Genomic DNA, 16346 nt, shown 5'->3' on the forward strand with positions numbered 1-16346 from the left:
TTAAACACTCTCCTTTTTAATTTCGAAACGTCTGCTTGAGCTTTCTTTCGAATACTCCGCGAATATTTCTGGCTTCTCTGCCTTTAGCTTTTTGGAATCAATTCGATTAGCGACGACATTCTTCCAAGTGACCTTAATATCACGGAACCGCCCTACCTCGTTTTCACCCATCAGAACCTTTAAACGGTTCTCCGCTTCTTCCTTGTATTGTTTCGCGGCTTCCATCGCTTCTACAGCTGCGTCACGCTGCGACACCCACTTGTCAACCTCGGAAGGTAAGGCGATTTCGCCGCCGGATGATAATGGGTAGAGAGCGTTGACCGCCAGTGTTGATGCTGGCGTTCCGTCGGGGTGCGGCGGTCTTTTGGGAACAACATGCCAATGCCAAAAGTCGGATTCGATTTTCACTAGCTGTTCAATAATGTTCTCGTCTCGTTCAATCCGTTTGTAAATGAATTGATTGCCGCCGAGTAGTACAGCGATCCACCATGCAGAATAACCAGTAACCGCCATGTAATGATGACATTGCAATTCGTACTCCCAGGGAATGCTATCGTTCGACCATTCGCCGGACTTGTACGCGCTGGCTGTCTTGCACTCTAACCCCTCGTCAACTCCGATCAACAAGCGGTCAACGTTTGCCAGCATGAAAGGGTGTTCGATGTTTTGAAGGATTGCGTTTTTCCGACGAACCTTTAAGCCTGTCCGCTTCACGAACTCGTCAGCGACTACTTGCTCAAGCGTGTTACCCCAATACATGTACTCGTTTTCCTCTACTGGAATGCCCTCGCCTACCTTGTCGAAGTAAACAGAAAGCGGTGAACGGTAACGATTTAGGCCAGCTACAGCGGAAGCGTCAGAGCCACCAATTCCAAGCTGCCGAACCTTGAGCCATTCCTCGCGGGTTTGCCCTGTTGTTGACGCTAGTATTTTAAAACTCATTGTGCGTCCTCCAATTCAGCAATGCGCGTTTTCAAGTCTTCGATTTCACTTTGCATGTCCTCAACGGTTGATTCATATTCACTCTGAACATCCCGAGCTTTATCGTTCATTTCTTCGTAAATAGAAGCCAAATCACTGTGCAATGCGCTGGAAATTTCTTCGTGATTATTGTCAAGAAAATTTTCGAATAAAGACAGGTGATCAACACTTGCGCCGGAAACTGTACGGTAGTAAACGTTAGCCATTTTCTTCACTCTCGCTCTCATCTTCTATATGAAGCTCGTTTTCTTCCTCAACAACAGGCCACGGTCTAGGTTGCCATTCATCTGCAAAGCGGATTGAGAAGCGATCAAGGTTAGGTTCCGTCATAGCGAAATCCCCAAGCTTATAAGAATCTTGTTTTCAACTTCTTTCATGATTTGCGCCGATAGCCTTGTGACTAAACGATCAACTTTGCATTTATCAATGGTCCGGATTTGCTCAAGCAGTACAACGGAAGGCTTTTTCAAAACGCCGTCCGCGTCTCCGATGTTTACATGCGTCGGCATGTCCCGCTTCCTGGCGTCCGTTATGGCGGCAACGATAACCGTTGGAGCGTAGGAATTGCCAATATCATTCTGAATGATTAAAACCGGCCTTGCACCGCTCTGTTCCGATCCGCTATTGCTTCCTAAATGAGCAATCCATATATCGCCGCGCCTTGGCTGCTTCATAGGCCACGCTCCTCTCTAAATGTGTAGCCGAATGTCATTGAACAATCCCCCATATCGCAATCATTAGGTGTGAGAAAAGATGAATGAATCCCATTAAAAGCATCGTTACGACCAAGGCGAGAAAAGCGATCTTGCATACGTCCTTGCGAGTGATCTTGTCATTCATGGCGGCTCGTCCTTTCTACTGCTTCATATGGCGGTATTTTTCAATAACAGCAACAAGTTCTTTCACCATCTCAATGGCCATTTTCTGACGTTCGCCGAAAAATAAAGATTGAAGCTTTACATCTAAAGTCTTTCGAATGATGGACGAAATAGCTGGTTGAACCGGGGAATCACAACCGAAAAGCGGATCTGTCAATTCCCTAATTGCGTCCATTACCGGGAAGCGCGACTCTGTTTGCTGAACAAGTTTAGGAGATTCATTAGCTGCTCCCCGACGAACTTCATCGATGATTTCAGCCTTTAGTTGAGCTAGTTGTTCAGCTGTAATAACAAACGCGGTAGGATTCATTTGCTTTCCTCACTTTCGAAAATAAAAACGTCTACCCAAGAACATTCAAGAACTTCGCAGATGCGCTTGGCGGTCTTTGGTGATGGGTTTCGGTCTCCATTCGCTATAGCATTGATTATTGATTGGGACATTCCGATTTCGTTTGCGAACTCGGTTTTATTGAATCCCTTCATAAAAATGAGTTTGATAAGCTCGTCCGTGCTTTTGACTTTGATCTTCATAAGTGGCTTCCTCCTGTTTAAAATCGTTCGGATTTGATCTGCTTCCTGCTCGTCCAATTCGCGGGATAACTCAACTGTTGTTTTCATGCTTTCACCCCATTTATGAAAGTGATTGTTTCGAAATAATTACTGTCTACGAGGGCATACTAAAGATAACCATTTGATAAAAATGGAAATTAAATGAAAATGCCCTTGCGCAAGTGTTACTTGCAGTTTATAATACAACTTGTAATCAAACATAAAGCTCGTGAAATAGATGTAGATTAAAATGCGGTAATAATTAATAGCGGAGCAATGAATTAAATAAAACAATAAGCGGTTTTTAAGTGTTTGTTCTTCAATCCGTTGCAGCGGAATAAGGAACCCGTTTCGAAGTATTTGCCATCAATCACCACCCGTTTTTGGAATAACCACACTTTACCATAGACACTATCAGTCTCGCAAGTAATAATTTCGAATTTTTGATAATAAACTAATATAATGTGTTTGAAGGGCGGTAATTTTCAATGAAAAACGTGGAAAAGAAGATAAAAGAATTAAGGGCCAAAAGAGGTTGGAGCCAAGACGAACTAGCGGGTCGCATGGGAATGACTAGGGCTAACATTTCAAATTATGAGCGGGGTTTGAATAAGAACATACCTAGTGAGACGCTAAAAAAATTAGCGGATGTGTTCGGGGTATCAGCAGATTACTTGCTCGGAAAAAGCGAAAACTCCGATAAACCTAAATCGGAGTTTATGCAGCGGCTTGAGCTATCGGATGAGGAAATAATGAATCAATATACGATTGTATTGGATGGTAAAACACTTACAGAGGAAGAAGCCCGTTTCGCTATTGCGGTTCTTCGTACAAACCGTCAGATGAAAAGTTAAGTTGAGCAATTCCGAGCCTAATCGTATCAAGTTCCGTTTCGTCGATTTCGCTTTGAGCGTTTAGGTCGAAGATTTCTTGTATAATAACGATCCCCCCTTAGTTGTCGGTTTACGAGAAAATTATACCATATAAAATGCGAACAGAGTACGAACACACGATATGAAATTTTGCGACATTTTATGACAAGAAAGGGGGCGTTTTGTCGTAATGCACTTCTCCCGTGGGGAGTGCCTGCTTCAATACTGGCTAGATAAAAAGGGGTTAACGCAAGCTGAATTTTCTAGGCGAACAGGTTGGTCAACCCGCATCATTTCTTATTGGTGTAATGCCGAAAGACCTATGAGCGTTGAAGCCATGTATACCGCTGCGATCATCTTAGACATAAAAATGGATCAACTTTATCAATGGAAACTTGAAGCCAGTGAAAGTAGGCGAATGCGGGAATGACCGCACTCCCCCGGACATTTTGAGAACATATAAGTTCTCAAATCGAACATGTTATTGCGTTTTTTTGTACATGGAAATTATCTGCTCGACGGTTCCTTGCAGCACCTTGAAAGATGGTTTACCTACGTCATATCTTCCCTCTCCAATTATCCACACGAACGGAAACAGCTTTTTCCCCTGCGGCGGTTGCCAGCTCGCTTGTTCCCAAATCCCACTTGCATAATAAGCTTCATATCGTTTCATTTTGGCCTGCATGACCGAGGAAGAAAATCGGCTGTTCTGTATCTCGACAAAGAACGGTGTCCGCTTCCAGGTCGTGAATACATCAGGTTCCGGCAGACCCTTGCTGCCGAGCTTCGGTTCAACTTCGAACATCGTCGGCGCTTCATGCTTGCGGATCTCTCGATAAAATTCAGCGATAGCCAAAAAGTGACCGATCTTCGATGAATCCTTTTTTATGCTGCGGTCAGGGAAATAAATATACTTTCGCCGCTCCTTCGATACGCCTATAACGCCATCCCGCCGCAGTCGCAGCAAAACCTTGTTCGCTTCATTGATTGCGTTCTTAACGTTCGTGAAATGCAGCTCCGCTATGTCGTCCCGTGATAAGCAGCGGAACCGCTCCAAGTCCTTCACGATAGCTACGTCTCTCGCGTTCAAAACGGTAGCCCCCCTAGTTCAAAGTCCTCATCGCTCTCGTCCTCTGGTCCTTCTGTTGCGCCCTCACTCACTTCTGGTATAAAAGGCTCAAGCATAACCCGCGCCGCTTCTAGTTCCAAATACGGAGCTTGCACATACTTAATTCCCTCCATCTTGTGAATCATCAACCCTTTTTGGCTCGGCTTAATATGAGCAGCTTCGCCGCTGCCTATTGTGATCCGGCTGTTAATCTCATCAGCGTGTCGGAACGCGCAACGAACCGTTAGATTGTTTTTGAGCTTGCCGTCGAGAACGTCGGCGTCCGGCCTTTGCATAGATAAAATAATGTACACTCCAAGCGCCCTACCAATCGCGCTAATTTCCTCGACTATATCCATACAAGGATCTTTTTTGAGCAAAGACACTTCGTCAATGGCGACAACGATATATTTAGGCCGCTTAGCTGCTGGCAGATCATCGACATGTGCAACCCGTTCTTTGTTCAGAAGGTCGCCACGCTTGCGCATTGCCTTTTTAACCTTGTTCAAGATTTGGCTTAACTCTAACGCATCATAAACGACCTCGTTCGCCACATCGCGGAATAAGTGGAACTCCGAGCGCTTAAGATCCGCGCAATACAATTCGATGCGGTCGCGGGCAAAAAGAATCAATGTCGTAAGGATGGAGCGGAGCAAAACCGACTTGCCGCTGCCCGTCTCGCCAGCTTCCAAAAGGTGAGGATGTTCGGTCATATCATACGCTACGTGACCACTCCGGCCCTTCCCAATGTAGATCGGAAGCCGCATTTTATCAATTGCTTTCTTCACTTCCTCGACATCGTAATTGAACATTGAGATCCCTTCGCGGTATACATTTAATACAAATGTCTTAACGTTGCCGTCAAGTTCGATATGCTCGCCAAAGACCTGGCGAAATAACCAATCATGGTCAAAAATCTCCTTCGGGTTAACGCCTACAGGAACCGTGAAAACAACTTGCTTTCGTTCCAGCGAACTCGATACCCTCTGTATTTTCGGCGGCAGGACAACCTCCCTGGCGTTCTTACCCGTTCCACGTTTAACTTTCAACCCAAGCTTCCCAGCCCGGAACGCTTTCATCATATCCCGCCGCAGCTCCGTCTCTGGCATCGTGGCATAAGCTTTCCAGGCAACATAAGAGCTAGTGACAAGCCCCGCAATTTTAGCAGTAACTATAGCAGTAGATCCGGCCAATATCATACAAGCACCCCTCTGTTTTGTAATGCCGTACATAGTGAAGTAATGGACGAACAATTTAACGCATTATCACAACTGCATTAATACAAGCAAAATGACTTGATACGACTCAGTTTTTTAAAATGTTCAAAAGGAGAAGGGAAAGGGGAAGGTGGGAGAGTGGAGAATTAAAAGAGCTAAGGACCGGGCGAGAGTGTGCCCAAAAATCCAGCAAATATACACGCCACCAAAAAAGGAAACCCCGACCAATCCCCACCCGATGATGTCAGACGCTACGCCCTCACTCAATGGCTTGCCGTTGATTGTTACTTTCACAACTCATACCCCCAACAAAGCAGCAAAATGATGCAGGCTATCGACAACCAAATCCAAAGCGATATAAGCGCATCCGAGCTGTCCGATAATATTGATAAAAACCACTTTCCCACCGTGTCCACGCTCCTCTAGTTGCTTACCAATCATACTCGACGCGAACGCGATCCCCATTATTTTTAGTGCTGCTGGTAGTAATATTGCCATGCTTTCCACGCTCCTTTTTATTATTTACTGCAAATCAACTAATGCAGTAATTAGTTATGACCTATCCTATGGGGCATAGCTTGTCAAAAATGTCTACGGATTTGGAATAAATTTTCATAGAGTTGTCCACACTTCTGATATAAAGGAGTGTGCATATAATGGGACTAGGAAAACCGAGAAGCCCGCTGGGAAAGTTTATAGATAAGGTTGGATTGAAACAAAGGGATTTGGAGGAAGCGGCGAACTTAAGCCGGAATGAGGTGATAAAGCTTTGTGATGGGAGAATCGAAAGGAATCCATATCCTGAGACAAAACAAAAGATTGTAAGTGCGTTGCGTAGAAAAGGCTACGATGTACGGGTCGATGATTTTTGGGGATAATTTCCGAAACCTATAGGCGGCAAAGTTAGTATAGAGTAAAATAGTGGATAAAATAGGGAGGTTGTTAATTTGAAAAAAATCGCACTAACATTATTAGTTCTTGGTGTAATCTTGCTCACTGCCTGTGGGGGTACTGAACCGACAGGAGTATCAACAAACGAATCTAAAAACTCGCCGGAAATTACAAAGGAAGAATTTGATCAAATTAAAGACGGAATGACCTACGAGGAGATTGTTGGAATCATCGGAGGAGAAGGAGAACTAACAGTCGAATCAGGTACGGAAGGTGAAGAACTCCACACAGCCGCTTACCAATTTGAGGGCAAAGGCAGTATAGGCGCTAATGCACAATTGATGTTTCAAGGTGGTAAATTGATAACTAAAGCACAGGTAGGATTAAAATAAGAACAAAAAAAAGCCCTCGACCGATTAAGGTCAAGGGCTTTCGTTTTATTCAAGTAGTCCGAGCCGATCCAATATGACGACAAGCTGTTCACGGGTCACTGGTTGACCAACCCCGAACAATGTAGGAGATACGCCAGCAATGATGCCTTTCGCTAGTGCCTTGTCGATTGAAGCTTTCGCCCAATGATTCGCGGGTACGTCCTTGAACGTCCCTGTTGGCTGTTGTGGCTTCGCAACCTCTTCGACTGGTTTAGTGTAAGGATGTCCGATGAACGAGCAGAAAGAGCGTACAACGGCTTCTGCGTATGCTTTCCAGTTGGCTTTGATTCTATCGGCGTCGGCAACATTAGAAAGAAATCCATACTCAACGATTAAGGTCGTCACCGATCCTGTCAGCCTGTGCATGAAAAAGTGATCTACCGCTTCATTCGCTTTCGAGTACACAGGGGTTTTCCGCAGCACTTGTCCTGCATCCCTCAGAGCGTAGGCGATGGCATGAGCAAGCTTGCCGTCATTGTGGATGCTGTGAATGATTTCAGCGCCTGCAGCGTCCGCAGAACCAGCCGCGTTAATGTGATTCGAAATACAATACTTCGCGCCGCTATCCTTGACTATGTTTGTTCGCTGAATCGAATCGAGCGAGCGGTCATTGTCGCGGGTTAACGCAACCGCAACGCCGAGCTGCTTGAAACGTTCATACTGATATAGCGAGATTTTGAGCGTGTATTCTTTTTCAACGATTCCGTTACCGCCTGCGCCTGGATCAGTCCCGCCGTGTCCAGGGTCGATAATCAATATAGGTTTGCTCACTGGTTCCACTTCCCCTTTTTTCATAATCAGCGCCGAGCCGAGTTTGCGACCGAACCCGGTATCAGCCGGATACATGTAGGAGCTGCCGCCGCCGTCACCATTAAGAGCATCGACGCAGCCGAGCTTTAGCATTAACGCTGCCAGCTCGGTCAGGGTATACGCTTCATAGGTTCTCACGACAACAAGCTTACCATCTGCCGTAATACCTACCGCCGTTCTGAGTGCTGCCCGCGTGTAAATGTCTGTGCCTGTTCGGTCACGTTTAACGCCTGCGGCAATAACGTCCTTACCACTTTTAAGCAGCGGCGGCGAGCCTTGAATAGCCCATACAGGCGCGGGATGCTTGCCTATGTGCAAAGACTTGTCCGGCAGCATGTAAAGCTCATCGCGCAGCTTCGTTTTCGGTATGTCGTTTATAACAGTCTTACCGCCTGCTATTAGCCGCCCAATTGGTACACCAATATCATCATCGGCATAGTTGAAGTTCAGAGCAACGTCTGCTTGTTCCCGCTGTCCTATCTCCTTAACCGTTGCTCCATTTAAGTGGGCCGCGTAAATGGTATCCGTTTTAGGGTCAAAGACCTTGTAAACGTAATTAGCCACTCTTCTCACCTTCCCGCTTTTTAACGTACTGGTAAGCGCCGCTGGCAGTTAATCCAATGATCGATATAAGTGCAATTTTGTCTTGTACAACGTCTGGTACCAAAACAAAGACCGCGGCTATGATGATCGCGGTCGGATGAGTCCATTTATCTTTTAAGCCAAAGCTCTTAGCGACGCCAACATAAGCAGCGACAAGCGCGGCAAGCTGTAAGATTTCGCTTTCTATCATCCTCCGTACCCCTTCCAGAATAGCCCGATTAGTCCTGCTAGAATTGCACCGACCACCGTTCGCCAGATCCATTTTTGATTATCGTCTATGTTATCTAACCTGTGATGCGCCGATTTTGATTTATCCAATGCTTCCCGCGCTACGTCATCGGATTTCTCAAGCTTATCAACGAGACGTTGAACACTTGCAGCCATTTCAATAATCGCCTTTGCGTTCATTTCTTGCATGACCTCTACACGCCCGACCTTTACCGATATTTCCGCTAATTGTTGTTCCGTTGTCACGGCTTCAACCTCCCTATAATTGAAACCGTTTTTAAACGTTTGCCGCTTCGATGTCAGGACGGCGGCTGTAAATCTCAGCCATGACTAATGCGCGATCCTCCGCGCCCATGTGATAGGAATTAACAATATCATCTATGTCGCCCTCACCGTGGTTGTAACGAGTAATACAAGCTGCTGCTATAATTCTGATCTTATACATTGGCATTGCCATGATAAATCACTCCTATTTTATATTGTGAATAATTCAGCCAAAGCTAGTTGTACGTCTGCTAGTTCAGTTTCTAATTGTTCAATGCGAAGTTGATCGTCTGTTTTTGGAATGTCTGGAGTTTTCGGTGTTACTGCTTCAATATCTGCTGAAAGGAAATTTCCATCTGCATCCACGGCGATTATAACTTGACCGCCATTTGTGTGAGATAGCCAAATCTCTTCGGAAAGTTGCTCATCGAGTACGATGCACGAACCACTCGTTTCGGGTAGTTCCGAATATGAAACTCCACCCATTGTAGCGTTAAGTAACACGCCGGTTGCTTTGTCGTATTCAATCAACATGCACATTCACCTCCTAGTTAAGCTGGATGGAATTTACTCCATTGTTTTCGTAACCTTCTGAGCCGCACAATGTGACATTTCGAACAAATGTGTTTGAGCTATTAGTCATTGCATAAATAGTTATTGAACTATTGGGAGGTATGTCAATTGCAAAATCAGTAGAGAATGCGACATATGTTCCAGATGTAGTCTGCGGCGTATTTGGAGGTAGTGCGTTTGGACTTGAAGAGTCGTGACTTATTGATGAAGAAGTTGTTGCAGGGGCTATCAGAGCATAAATTCTAGCCGTACTGCCAGCGGTAGCCGATCTAATTTCCCCCTTTAAGCGATACTTACCGCCATACCTTACATTGAAAATTTTTAGAACGGCTGATTCGCCTTGTTTCTCGGTAGGCGATGAGAGAATAACCGTATCACTTGGAGTTATATACTTGTTCCTTACAGTTACACCATTCACCATAAAGTCGCTCGATATTACATCGATTGTACCTTGTCCTGTAGATGGTGCACCCCCTGTCGCGATCATCCTTGCGTCATAATCATTAACATTCGCGCTAGAATGAAAATCGATATAAGGCGTATTAGACGAACCTATCTTGCCTAATTCAATCATTCCGTTCACAGCGTCGATAGTTACCCCGCCTGTCATAATGCCGCCAGCTTTCGGCAAAGCCGCGTTTCCTGCCGCCAAAGCCGTATCCGCTATCGCCGCCGCAGCTTCCAAACCTACTTCAATCTTATTAAGATTGTTCGCATTTATCGGCGTTCCCGCTTGCGTGATAGTTCCAGGCGCTTGTATAAGTGTGACTTCGGTTGGCGTTTCGCCACTTTTCGTGTACTTATTCGGAGTAGCTACCGCCCTGTCTACCCACGTTGTTTTACTGTAAGCCATTAGATCAATCCTCCCCCGTCGCCGCATATCGTAGCGCCGCAATAGCGAAAGCTTTGGTATACAAGCAACCCGTAATCCATTAACAATTTAATATTTTGTTCAAGCCGAATAGCGTCGTTATTGTTGAACCCTTTTCCCAGCGTCCAAACCTTTTTAGGTTGATAGCTCGGCGGCGTTAAGAACGCGGAACGGATCGCATCAAGATTATTTTCGATGCGGTTTATGCTCGTCAGGAAATCGACGCTTGCCTGTGTACGGTTCGTGACCGTCGTCAATGCGGGCATTTCGTATTGAATGCTTTCAAGAAACTGCTTGACCGTTTCGCCGTTCCACTCAATTGCGTTGAAGTCGTCGGCGTTTATGAAATTTTGCGCCGTCCAATCAATTCGAGGATCGTAGAACAATAAAGCAGGGTCGATGAAGTCAATGAAAAAAACTTCTGCGCCCTGCGTGTCGTCGTATGTCGTTGTTGAGTCTTGTCCCGTAGCCGAGTCACCGTCAGCATTCGGTGTCCAAAACGCTGTATAATCCCTCATACATCACCGCCTTACATGCTTAAAAGGCTCAATGGAGTTAACCATGAGCCTTTGCTTATTGTGCTATCGAACAACTATAGAACCATAACAGGCGCTTGTCGGCTCGCGATTTCTGATTCTGCTAATAGCAAAGCTTCTCTCTCACTTGTTTCAAGGTCTTGATCTTTTCCCCAATTATAAGAAAAAGAGTTTGTTTCTGTACCATCGGTTACAAGTATTTGATAATAAGCAGGATATTCATAAACAAATGTTAGCATATTATAAAACCTCCCTATTGAATTAGTGCAAAATCAACATAATACGTGTAATTAGTGCCGTCTAAATGTGATATAGTTACATACCATGTTCTCACTAGTGGTTGATTTACAGCAGCAACCATGTTTCCTCCTATAGATAATGATGCAGAAGGATATAAAGTATAAACATAGCGACCAGTGGTAGTAATAGCCGATGAGGGAAGTGGAGCACTATATCCAAGAACGCCACCATTTTGACTTAAACCATAAACTTGAATTTGTAATCCACCTGTACCACTAGCAGCCGTAACTATTAAACTAACAAGTACACCACGTGCATTATGATTAGTCTGATTAGGCGTTGTTGTATTAGCCGTTCTCGTAGCACTAGCCAAAAGTGTACCTTGCTGATTATTTCGCCATCGGTCCCATGTAGTGCCATTGAAAGCTGTTGTTCCTGCGCTTGGAATATAAAGTGAACTTTGCGAATCACTTGTTCCCATAATAGGGTTTTGAAAATTAGTACCGCCTGCCCAAACTAATTCTTTAACTTGACCAAGCGCGTTATCGCCTGCCGGTATGCTCCCCGTTAGTTTGACAGCAGGAGCAGAAACCGCATCAGATCCCGTCACCCAATCTGCGACTTTTTTCCACTTATCATATAAATCATTTAGCGTAATTATTGCCACTAATTAACGCCCCCTTTCGCTTCTGACCGAGCTTGCAAGTATCCTTGATATGTCAGCTCGGTTTTTGTAATCATCGCGTTCATATCGGCTCCGTAGGTGTTCTCAATAGCTATTACGTCTGCCAACTCATGCGAAGGATTTCCGCGCCAGTTGACGGAATACTTCGCTCTATATTGTTTTTGTGCCAATATCCAATTTGCCACAGCAAGCGCGACCGTCGAATCATTAATCAGCGTGTTCCCTTCAAGCTTGAGAACGTCGCCAACGTCAACGCCTGCCGCCGTCACTGAGGACACAACCGCCGTATCAAGGTTAGTCCAGTACGTAACGTCAACCTGTTTAACAACGCGCTCTAGCTCAATCTTAGGCTCGTTATAGGCGTTGTCGAAGTCGATGCGATCAACGGCAGAACCGAACGTCATGCGCTTGACCGTGATTACATTGTCGCGGGTTACAAATAAGTTGCATCGTCCGGCAATGGCGATCATTTGAATAACCGTCTTGCAATCGGTCGCCTTAACCATAGAGTTTGTGGTTATGCCGGATAACGCAGCATCCAAACTGTAATTTGTTATGCCACAGGCGGTGAATATTTGAATAGCTAGAGCTGCGAGAGATTTCGCGCTGGCTGTTAATTGCTCGTAAGTGAAATTCGCCATCAAATCAAGATTAGTCCGAGCTGTGAACGATGCGGTTAACGATCCTTCTTCGCTCGTCCAATCCCAAAGCAGATACTTGCCTAGCGGGGTGTATTCATAAACCCCCGGAGTTATTTCCAAGCCTAGTTCAGCAATGACTTCTTGCCGTTGCTGTAGATATTTGACGTATCCCGCAGGGTTTAAGATGTTGAAAAGACGATCCGAGTTATCAACCACAAAACGGAACTCAGGCGACGGCAGGGAACCGCTTGTCATATCCATTTCTTCAATAAGCCCGCAGTAAATGAGCTTTTCATCGTCATAAGATGCAAGGAAACCGAAGTCAACTTCCAGCACCCTCGCCCGCCGATTGCCTACGCTCCATTTATTTATCGTCACCACTACTTTTTTATAACTTTCGAATTGCCCGAATACAGGGCATAGCGCCAGTGTGTTGCCCGTAACGTTGACGCTTTCGAGAAGGAAGTCAGAAGCATTGTAAACACTAACGTTGAAGTCTGTCGCGTATTCGTTGCCAAATCGATCAAACGTCACCGTAACGCCCGCGCTTGTGTGCAACCCGCCGAATGTGATCGCGATCGTTTGCGGCGTGGAGAACACCCCGTCAGCACCGCACAAGACGCTTGAAACGAAACCCGTTTCGCCATTGTTCGCCGCTGTTGAATCCGGGAATGAAAAAGAGCCGTCAAGCTTGAAACGATCCTGCTCAAGCGTAGCGAGGTGGTATGTCGAATCGTACACATCGTTATTGACTTGGGCTTTCTGGCTGATAGAAGCTAATTCTGTCGTTGTGGCGATGCTTGACACGTCGCCCTCTGCGGTAACGTCAGATATGTCCACAGTAACGCGAGCGGTAACGCGGCGAGTGGGCGCGTAAACCGCCGCTTTATATTCGTTAGTTGTTGGATACATGCGCCCACCTACTTTTCAATAAAATTTACTTTTAAATCCTTATACCGCAGCACGCCGCCGATAAAATCCATAATTCCCATGTTCCTATCGCCCTTGTAGCAACTCATAGTACGGAGCGAATTAGTCTTCGGGTCCGTGTAAGTCACGTTAAAAAATGTCGAATCGATAGCCGAAAGAATCTGCGCAAGCTGCGCGGGTGTAAGGTATTTCCACTCAAGTTCAATTTTCGCTTTAGTTGCGATAATCTCCCCGATCATACTCCCACTGGCGTTCCGTTCCCACTTGCCTATATCTTGTGCGCCGATACTTAATGAAGAAGGGGCCGGCATATCAACCCCGTTAATTTGCAATAGAGCCATTATGCGCCCCTCCTATGTCGTTGTAATCAGTGAGCCGCCTAATCGACCACTTTCATTAGACAAATACGGCTGGATAGCGCGAGCCAAAACGCGGCCGTCCATCTGTATAACCGTTTCGCCCTTGCCTTGGTTTTGACCCTGTGACATTTGCATAGCGGTCATTACAGCTGTTCCGAGCGCAGAAGCTACCTTTTCGACAAAACCAGTATTTTCTAACGGCATGACAAGTTCGGACCCAGATTCGCCAGCGACGCGATTGTTGCCTATGTCGGTTTTAGTATCAAAGATACCACCGCGAGCTAGTTTCGTTTGGAACTTAGGCAATTTAGGAACTTCTTCTAAATTGATTGCGAAGCTCTTGCCGCCAATCCCAGGCACCCAATCAGGTATATCAAATTTGATTTTATTAAGCGCCCGAATGACCCAATTCACACCGTCAATTATTCCGTTGAAGATAGCAAGGTGCATATTCGCGAATGGTACCAAAACATTACTCGAAAACCATTGCGTTACGTTACCCCATACACTTTTAACAGTTTCCCACGCATTCCCAACGGCTTCTGTTACACCGTCCCACATGCCGCTGAATCCATCAGCTATAGGCTTAATAACCTTGTCGTCGAGCCATTTGTAAGCGACCGACCACACGCCTTTAATCCAATCCCAAACTTTACCCGCGACGATCTTAACCTCGTCCCAATGTTTAACGAGCAGTATGATGCCTACAACAAGCAACGCTATTGCGGCGATAACTAATGTAATTGGTGAGGTCAGGATAGCCATTGCAACACCGAAAGCAGTAGTGACCGCCGCGCCAATACCCGCAGCAACATTCCAAGCGATCGTTGCCGCTGTCATAGACCATTGAGCAACAGTGGAAGCGCCGAGGGCGATCTTATTTGCAACCATAGCGGCAGTCGAAGCAACCCACCTCGCCGCGCTCTTAATAAGCTCAACGGTTGATGCGGCGATAGCGACAACTAAATCTTTAGCATACATAGCAGATAGAACAACAGTTTGATACGCGTTTGCAATCTTTGCGACAGTCGCCGCTTTAATTGCCGTTGTGATCTTCGCAAATGCCAACGCCAACCCGCCAGAGGTTTGAATGAAGGCCATTAATTCAACGACCTTCCAAGCTCCGAAAAACAAACCAACGGCAGCAGTCGTGACAGTGACAACTGACTGGTTTTTTGACATCCAATTGCCGATAGTCGTCAAAGCGCCCCCAAGACTGTTCAGGCTGGCAACAATTGCCGCCCCTGTCCATGTAGCTATTTGCTTAAGGAAGTTATCCCACAGCCATATGCCAAGGGTTTGAAAGGTTGTAAGCAGCGGATTTAGTACGGTTAACGCTCCGGCAATAGCGGTTAAAAACGCGGGCAGAAAATCTTCAATTGTCCACTTGCCGAGTGGTACAAGAATGTTATCCCACAGCCATTTTAAACCATCGAATAATGTTGCCGTTATCGGAGCAACAGCCGTTTTGAGCTTTCCAAAAGCTTCGATCAAAGGATTAAAATTAACCTTGGATAGCAAACCTTTGATCTTTTCAACCATTGCGCCCACTTGCTCAGTGACTTGTAAAGTAGGATCTGCAAAACTGCCGGGGTCAAAAGCCGGAATATCCACGCCGCCTATCGGTTCATCCCCACCGCCTGCCGCTTCTTTCGGATCCGCGAGAATGTTCACCTCATCGAAGCCCGCGACCGATCCCGCCGCTTTCTTAGCCGCCTTGCCTGCTTTGTCGGCGGCGCCTGCTGCATCTTTGTACGCGTCACCTAGACCGCTTACCGAACTTTCTTGTGAATCAACGACGGCTGTAGTCGCCGCGCCTGCCGCTATGTTTGACTTTGGGAACAAAGCCCGCATGAGTGCTGCAACCTTAATGAATGCGACTTCTGCCGCCCTTGCCATCCTTGTGAGCAACGGCAATGCAATGTTGAGTATAGGCAGAAACGCTTGGCCTAGCGCCAGCCTAGTGTCACCAAGCGCAGCAACAAAGCCGCCTTTTAGTAAAGCTGTGTTTTGCGCAATCTCAGTCCCGAAATTGTTGGTCGTTGATTCTAAAATGTGATGGTAGAGAATTGTTTTCTTTAAACCCTCATTCATCGAATCCCACGGCGCATTGTTCGCCAGCATCTTATATGCGTTTGATTGTTGAATAGCGGCGACGCGAACGTTAATACCAAGTTCGTCAGCCCCGTCCGCTTCTTGGTTCATCGCAGAGCGCATGCGGTCTGAAATCTCAATCGAACTCATGCCCGTTTTGCTTCGGATGATTGCAGCCGCTTTTATCAAGTCGGTCGTTTTCTTGAGCAAGTCCTGCTCATCTTTCGCTATGGATTTCAGCCGCAAGCTATAGTTGTTAGCCATTTCCACAGCTTCCAGCTTTGAAAATCCCATAGCGTCACCAACGGTCTGTTGCCATTTAACAAAATCGTTCGCGCTTCTGCCTAGCGTTTGGCTCAATGTCCCCATTAGAGCTTCGAATTTGATAGCGTCAGCCATAGCAGAACCTAACGTAATCCCCGCCCCAATGCCAGCCAATGCCGCACCAATGCCCGCAACGGTACGGTTTATGCCACTTCTAAACTTGTCGAGGTCTTTCCGCGCTTTTATAAGCTCTGTTCTCATTTGCGAAAAGTCAGCGCCAGCGCGGATCATTAACTGTTTAACGAGTGACATGGTTCTCCC

General features: G+C 46.1%; 24 protein-coding genes. 3 read left to right on the forward strand and 21 right to left on the reverse strand.

The annotated features are described in order from the left end of the window. The 6 genes from ACO9K6_RS04105 to ACO9K6_RS04130 all read right to left on the reverse strand — a co-directional run bounded on the left by ACO9K6_RS04105 (position 1) and on the right by ACO9K6_RS04130 (position 2477). A complete protein-coding gene (locus ACO9K6_RS04105) occupies positions 1-942 on the reverse strand; it encodes a YqaJ viral recombinase family nuclease (RefSeq protein WP_424766274.1) in 942 nt (313 codons plus the stop codon). Next, the gene (locus ACO9K6_RS04110; protein WP_424766275.1) at positions 939-1196 is read right to left on the reverse strand and encodes a hypothetical protein; all 258 of its coding nucleotides are present in this window, start codon (positions 1194-1196) and stop codon (positions 939-941) included. Before ACO9K6_RS04110 ends, ACO9K6_RS04105 begins: the two co-directional genes overlap by 4 nt. Next, positions 1180-1311 (reverse strand): hypothetical protein, encoded by a 132-nt coding sequence (locus ACO9K6_RS04115; protein WP_424766276.1) that lies wholly within the window; start codon positions 1309-1311, stop codon positions 1180-1182. Before ACO9K6_RS04115 ends, ACO9K6_RS04110 begins: the two co-directional genes overlap by 17 nt. Beyond that, positions 1308-1655, reverse strand: a complete 348-nt coding sequence (locus ACO9K6_RS04120) for a type II toxin-antitoxin system PemK/MazF family toxin (RefSeq protein WP_424766277.1) — start codon at positions 1653-1655, stop codon at positions 1308-1310. The genes ACO9K6_RS04115 and ACO9K6_RS04120 overlap by 4 nt, the downstream gene beginning before the upstream one ends. 181 nt (positions 1656-1836) lie before the next feature. Continuing rightward, the gene (locus ACO9K6_RS04125; RefSeq protein ID WP_424766278.1) at positions 1837-2169 is read right to left on the reverse strand and encodes a hypothetical protein; all 333 of its coding nucleotides are present in this window, start codon (positions 2167-2169) and stop codon (positions 1837-1839) included. Then, a complete protein-coding gene (locus ACO9K6_RS04130; RefSeq protein ID WP_424766279.1) occupies positions 2166-2477 on the reverse strand; it encodes a helix-turn-helix transcriptional regulator in 312 nt (103 codons plus the stop codon). The genes ACO9K6_RS04125 and ACO9K6_RS04130 overlap by 4 nt, the downstream gene beginning before the upstream one ends. A 419-nt stretch (positions 2478-2896) precedes the next feature. Here ACO9K6_RS04130 and ACO9K6_RS04135 point away from each other — a divergent pair, with 419 nt between their 5' ends. Both ACO9K6_RS04135 and ACO9K6_RS04140 read left to right on the forward strand, forming a co-directional pair. Next, positions 2897-3262 (forward strand): helix-turn-helix domain-containing protein, encoded by a 366-nt coding sequence (locus tag ACO9K6_RS04135; RefSeq protein WP_424766280.1) that lies wholly within the window; start codon positions 2897-2899, stop codon positions 3260-3262. Between the two features lie 208 nt (positions 3263-3470). After that, positions 3471-3710 (forward strand): helix-turn-helix domain-containing protein, encoded by a 240-nt coding sequence (locus ACO9K6_RS04140; protein WP_424766281.1) that lies wholly within the window; start codon positions 3471-3473, stop codon positions 3708-3710. A 51-nt stretch (positions 3711-3761) separates the two neighbouring features. On the opposite strand, the gene ACO9K6_RS04145 is transcribed toward ACO9K6_RS04140, so the two are convergent. The 3 genes from ACO9K6_RS04145 to ACO9K6_RS04155 form a co-directional block, all read right to left on the reverse strand. Continuing rightward, positions 3762-4370, reverse strand: a complete 609-nt coding sequence (locus ACO9K6_RS04145; RefSeq protein WP_424766282.1) for a replication-relaxation family protein — start codon at positions 4368-4370, stop codon at positions 3762-3764. Continuing rightward, the gene (locus tag ACO9K6_RS04150) at positions 4367-5587 is read right to left on the reverse strand and encodes an FtsK/SpoIIIE domain-containing protein (RefSeq protein WP_424766283.1); all 1221 of its coding nucleotides are present in this window, start codon (positions 5585-5587) and stop codon (positions 4367-4369) included. Before ACO9K6_RS04150 ends, ACO9K6_RS04145 begins: the two co-directional genes overlap by 4 nt. Before the next feature lie 315 nt (positions 5588-5902). Further along, the gene (locus tag ACO9K6_RS04155; protein ID WP_424766284.1) at positions 5903-6103 is read right to left on the reverse strand and encodes a hypothetical protein; all 201 of its coding nucleotides are present in this window, start codon (positions 6101-6103) and stop codon (positions 5903-5905) included. A gap of 449 nt (positions 6104-6552) precedes the next feature. On the opposite strand from ACO9K6_RS04155, the gene ACO9K6_RS04160 reads away from it, so the two are divergent. Then, positions 6553-6888: a DUF3862 domain-containing protein gene (locus ACO9K6_RS04160; protein WP_424766285.1), complete on the forward strand. Its 336-nt coding sequence runs from the start codon at positions 6553-6555 to the stop codon at positions 6886-6888. Between the two features lie 45 nt (positions 6889-6933). Here the strand turns inward: ACO9K6_RS04160 and ACO9K6_RS04165 are convergent, their stop codons facing one another. The 12 genes from ACO9K6_RS04165 to ACO9K6_RS04220 all read right to left on the reverse strand — a co-directional run bounded on the left by ACO9K6_RS04165 (position 6934) and on the right by ACO9K6_RS04220 (position 16337). After that, a complete protein-coding gene (locus tag ACO9K6_RS04165; RefSeq protein ID WP_424766286.1) occupies positions 6934-8301 on the reverse strand; it encodes an N-acetylmuramoyl-L-alanine amidase in 1368 nt (455 codons plus the stop codon). Further along, positions 8294-8530, reverse strand: coding sequence for a hypothetical protein (locus ACO9K6_RS04170; RefSeq protein WP_424766287.1), 237 nt, complete (start codon positions 8528-8530; stop codon positions 8294-8296). Before ACO9K6_RS04170 ends, ACO9K6_RS04165 begins: the two co-directional genes overlap by 8 nt. Next, positions 8527-8814: a hemolysin XhlA family protein gene (locus tag ACO9K6_RS04175; protein ID WP_424766288.1), complete on the reverse strand. Its 288-nt coding sequence runs from the start codon at positions 8812-8814 to the stop codon at positions 8527-8529. Before ACO9K6_RS04175 ends, ACO9K6_RS04170 begins: the two co-directional genes overlap by 4 nt. Positions 8815-8845: 31 nt before the next feature. Next, entirely contained in the window at positions 8846-9025 is a 180-nt protein-coding gene (locus ACO9K6_RS04180; RefSeq protein WP_424766289.1) for a hypothetical protein, read from the reverse strand. A gap of 17 nt (positions 9026-9042) precedes the next feature. Beyond that, positions 9043-9366, reverse strand: coding sequence for a hypothetical protein (locus ACO9K6_RS04185; protein ID WP_424766290.1), 324 nt, complete (start codon positions 9364-9366; stop codon positions 9043-9045). Positions 9367-9379: 13 nt separating this feature from the next. Beyond that, positions 9380-10258, reverse strand: a complete 879-nt coding sequence (locus tag ACO9K6_RS04190; protein WP_424766291.1) for a hypothetical protein — start codon at positions 10256-10258, stop codon at positions 9380-9382. Next, positions 10258-10794, reverse strand: a complete 537-nt coding sequence (locus tag ACO9K6_RS04195) for a hypothetical protein (protein ID WP_424766292.1) — start codon at positions 10792-10794, stop codon at positions 10258-10260. The genes ACO9K6_RS04190 and ACO9K6_RS04195 overlap by 1 nt, the downstream gene beginning before the upstream one ends. 74 nt (positions 10795-10868) lie before the next feature. Beyond that, positions 10869-11051, reverse strand: coding sequence for a hypothetical protein (locus ACO9K6_RS04200; protein ID WP_424766293.1), 183 nt, complete (start codon positions 11049-11051; stop codon positions 10869-10871). Positions 11052-11065: 14 nt separating this feature from the next. Beyond that, positions 11066-11719 (reverse strand): hypothetical protein, encoded by a 654-nt coding sequence (locus tag ACO9K6_RS04205; RefSeq protein ID WP_424766294.1) that lies wholly within the window; start codon positions 11717-11719, stop codon positions 11066-11068. Next, a complete protein-coding gene (locus ACO9K6_RS04210) occupies positions 11719-13290 on the reverse strand; it encodes a hypothetical protein (RefSeq protein WP_424766295.1) in 1572 nt (523 codons plus the stop codon). Before ACO9K6_RS04210 ends, ACO9K6_RS04205 begins: the two co-directional genes overlap by 1 nt. A gap of 8 nt (positions 13291-13298) precedes the next feature. Further along, a complete protein-coding gene (locus ACO9K6_RS04215) occupies positions 13299-13649 on the reverse strand; it encodes a DUF6711 family protein (protein ID WP_424766296.1) in 351 nt (116 codons plus the stop codon). A gap of 12 nt (positions 13650-13661) precedes the next feature. Then, positions 13662-16337, reverse strand: a complete 2676-nt coding sequence (locus ACO9K6_RS04220) for a phage tail tape measure protein (protein WP_424766297.1) — start codon at positions 16335-16337, stop codon at positions 13662-13664. Positions 16338-16346 lie beyond the last annotated feature (9 nt).

Source organism: Paenibacillus praedii (assembly GCF_049725345.1).
In the GTDB taxonomy this organism is placed as follows: Bacteria; Bacillota; Bacilli; order Paenibacillales; family Paenibacillaceae; genus Pristimantibacillus.

Excerpts from the sequence above, each read along its gene's own strand:
- ACO9K6_RS04105 (WP_424766274.1), bottom strand. The coding sequence starts at position 942 with ATGAGTTTTAAAATACTAGCGTCAACAACAGGGCAAACCCGCGAGGAA.
- ACO9K6_RS04115 (WP_424766276.1), bottom strand. The coding sequence starts at position 1,311 with ATGACGGAACCTAACCTTGATCGCTTCTCAATCCGCTTTGCAGATGAA.
- ACO9K6_RS04120 (WP_424766277.1), bottom strand. The coding sequence starts at position 1,655 with ATGAAGCAGCCAAGGCGCGGCGATATATGGATTGCTCATTTAGGAAGC.
- ACO9K6_RS04125 (WP_424766278.1), bottom strand. The coding sequence starts at position 2,169 with ATGAATCCTACCGCGTTTGTTATTACAGCTGAACAACTAGCTCAACTA.
- ACO9K6_RS04130 (WP_424766279.1), bottom strand. The coding sequence starts at position 2,477 with ATGAAAACAACAGTTGAGTTATCCCGCGAATTGGACGAGCAGGAAGCA.
- ACO9K6_RS04135 (WP_424766280.1), top strand. The coding sequence starts at position 2,897 with ATGAAAAACGTGGAAAAGAAGATAAAAGAATTAAGGGCCAAAAGAGGT.
- ACO9K6_RS04140 (WP_424766281.1), top strand. The coding sequence starts at position 3,471 with ATGCACTTCTCCCGTGGGGAGTGCCTGCTTCAATACTGGCTAGATAAA.
- ACO9K6_RS04150 (WP_424766283.1), bottom strand. The coding sequence starts at position 5,587 with ATGATATTGGCCGGATCTACTGCTATAGTTACTGCTAAAATTGCGGGG.
- ACO9K6_RS04155 (WP_424766284.1), bottom strand. The coding sequence starts at position 6,103 with ATGGCAATATTACTACCAGCAGCACTAAAAATAATGGGGATCGCGTTC.
- ACO9K6_RS04170 (WP_424766287.1), bottom strand. The coding sequence starts at position 8,530 with ATGATAGAAAGCGAAATCTTACAGCTTGCCGCGCTTGTCGCTGCTTAT.
- ACO9K6_RS04180 (WP_424766289.1), bottom strand. The coding sequence starts at position 9,025 with ATGGCAATGCCAATGTATAAGATCAGAATTATAGCAGCAGCTTGTATT.
- ACO9K6_RS04185 (WP_424766290.1), bottom strand. The coding sequence starts at position 9,366 with ATGTTGATTGAATACGACAAAGCAACCGGCGTGTTACTTAACGCTACA.
- ACO9K6_RS04190 (WP_424766291.1), bottom strand. The coding sequence starts at position 10,258 with ATGGCTTACAGTAAAACAACGTGGGTAGACAGGGCGGTAGCTACTCCG.
- ACO9K6_RS04195 (WP_424766292.1), bottom strand. The coding sequence starts at position 10,794 with ATGAGGGATTATACAGCGTTTTGGACACCGAATGCTGACGGTGACTCG.
- ACO9K6_RS04200 (WP_424766293.1), bottom strand. The coding sequence starts at position 11,051 with ATGCTAACATTTGTTTATGAATATCCTGCTTATTATCAAATACTTGTA.
- ACO9K6_RS04210 (WP_424766295.1), bottom strand. The coding sequence starts at position 13,290 with ATGTATCCAACAACTAACGAATATAAAGCGGCGGTTTACGCGCCCACT.
- ACO9K6_RS04215 (WP_424766296.1), bottom strand. The coding sequence starts at position 13,649 with ATGGCTCTATTGCAAATTAACGGGGTTGATATGCCGGCCCCTTCTTCA.
- ACO9K6_RS04220 (WP_424766297.1), bottom strand. The coding sequence starts at position 16,337 with ATGTCACTCGTTAAACAGTTAATGATCCGCGCTGGCGCTGACTTTTCG.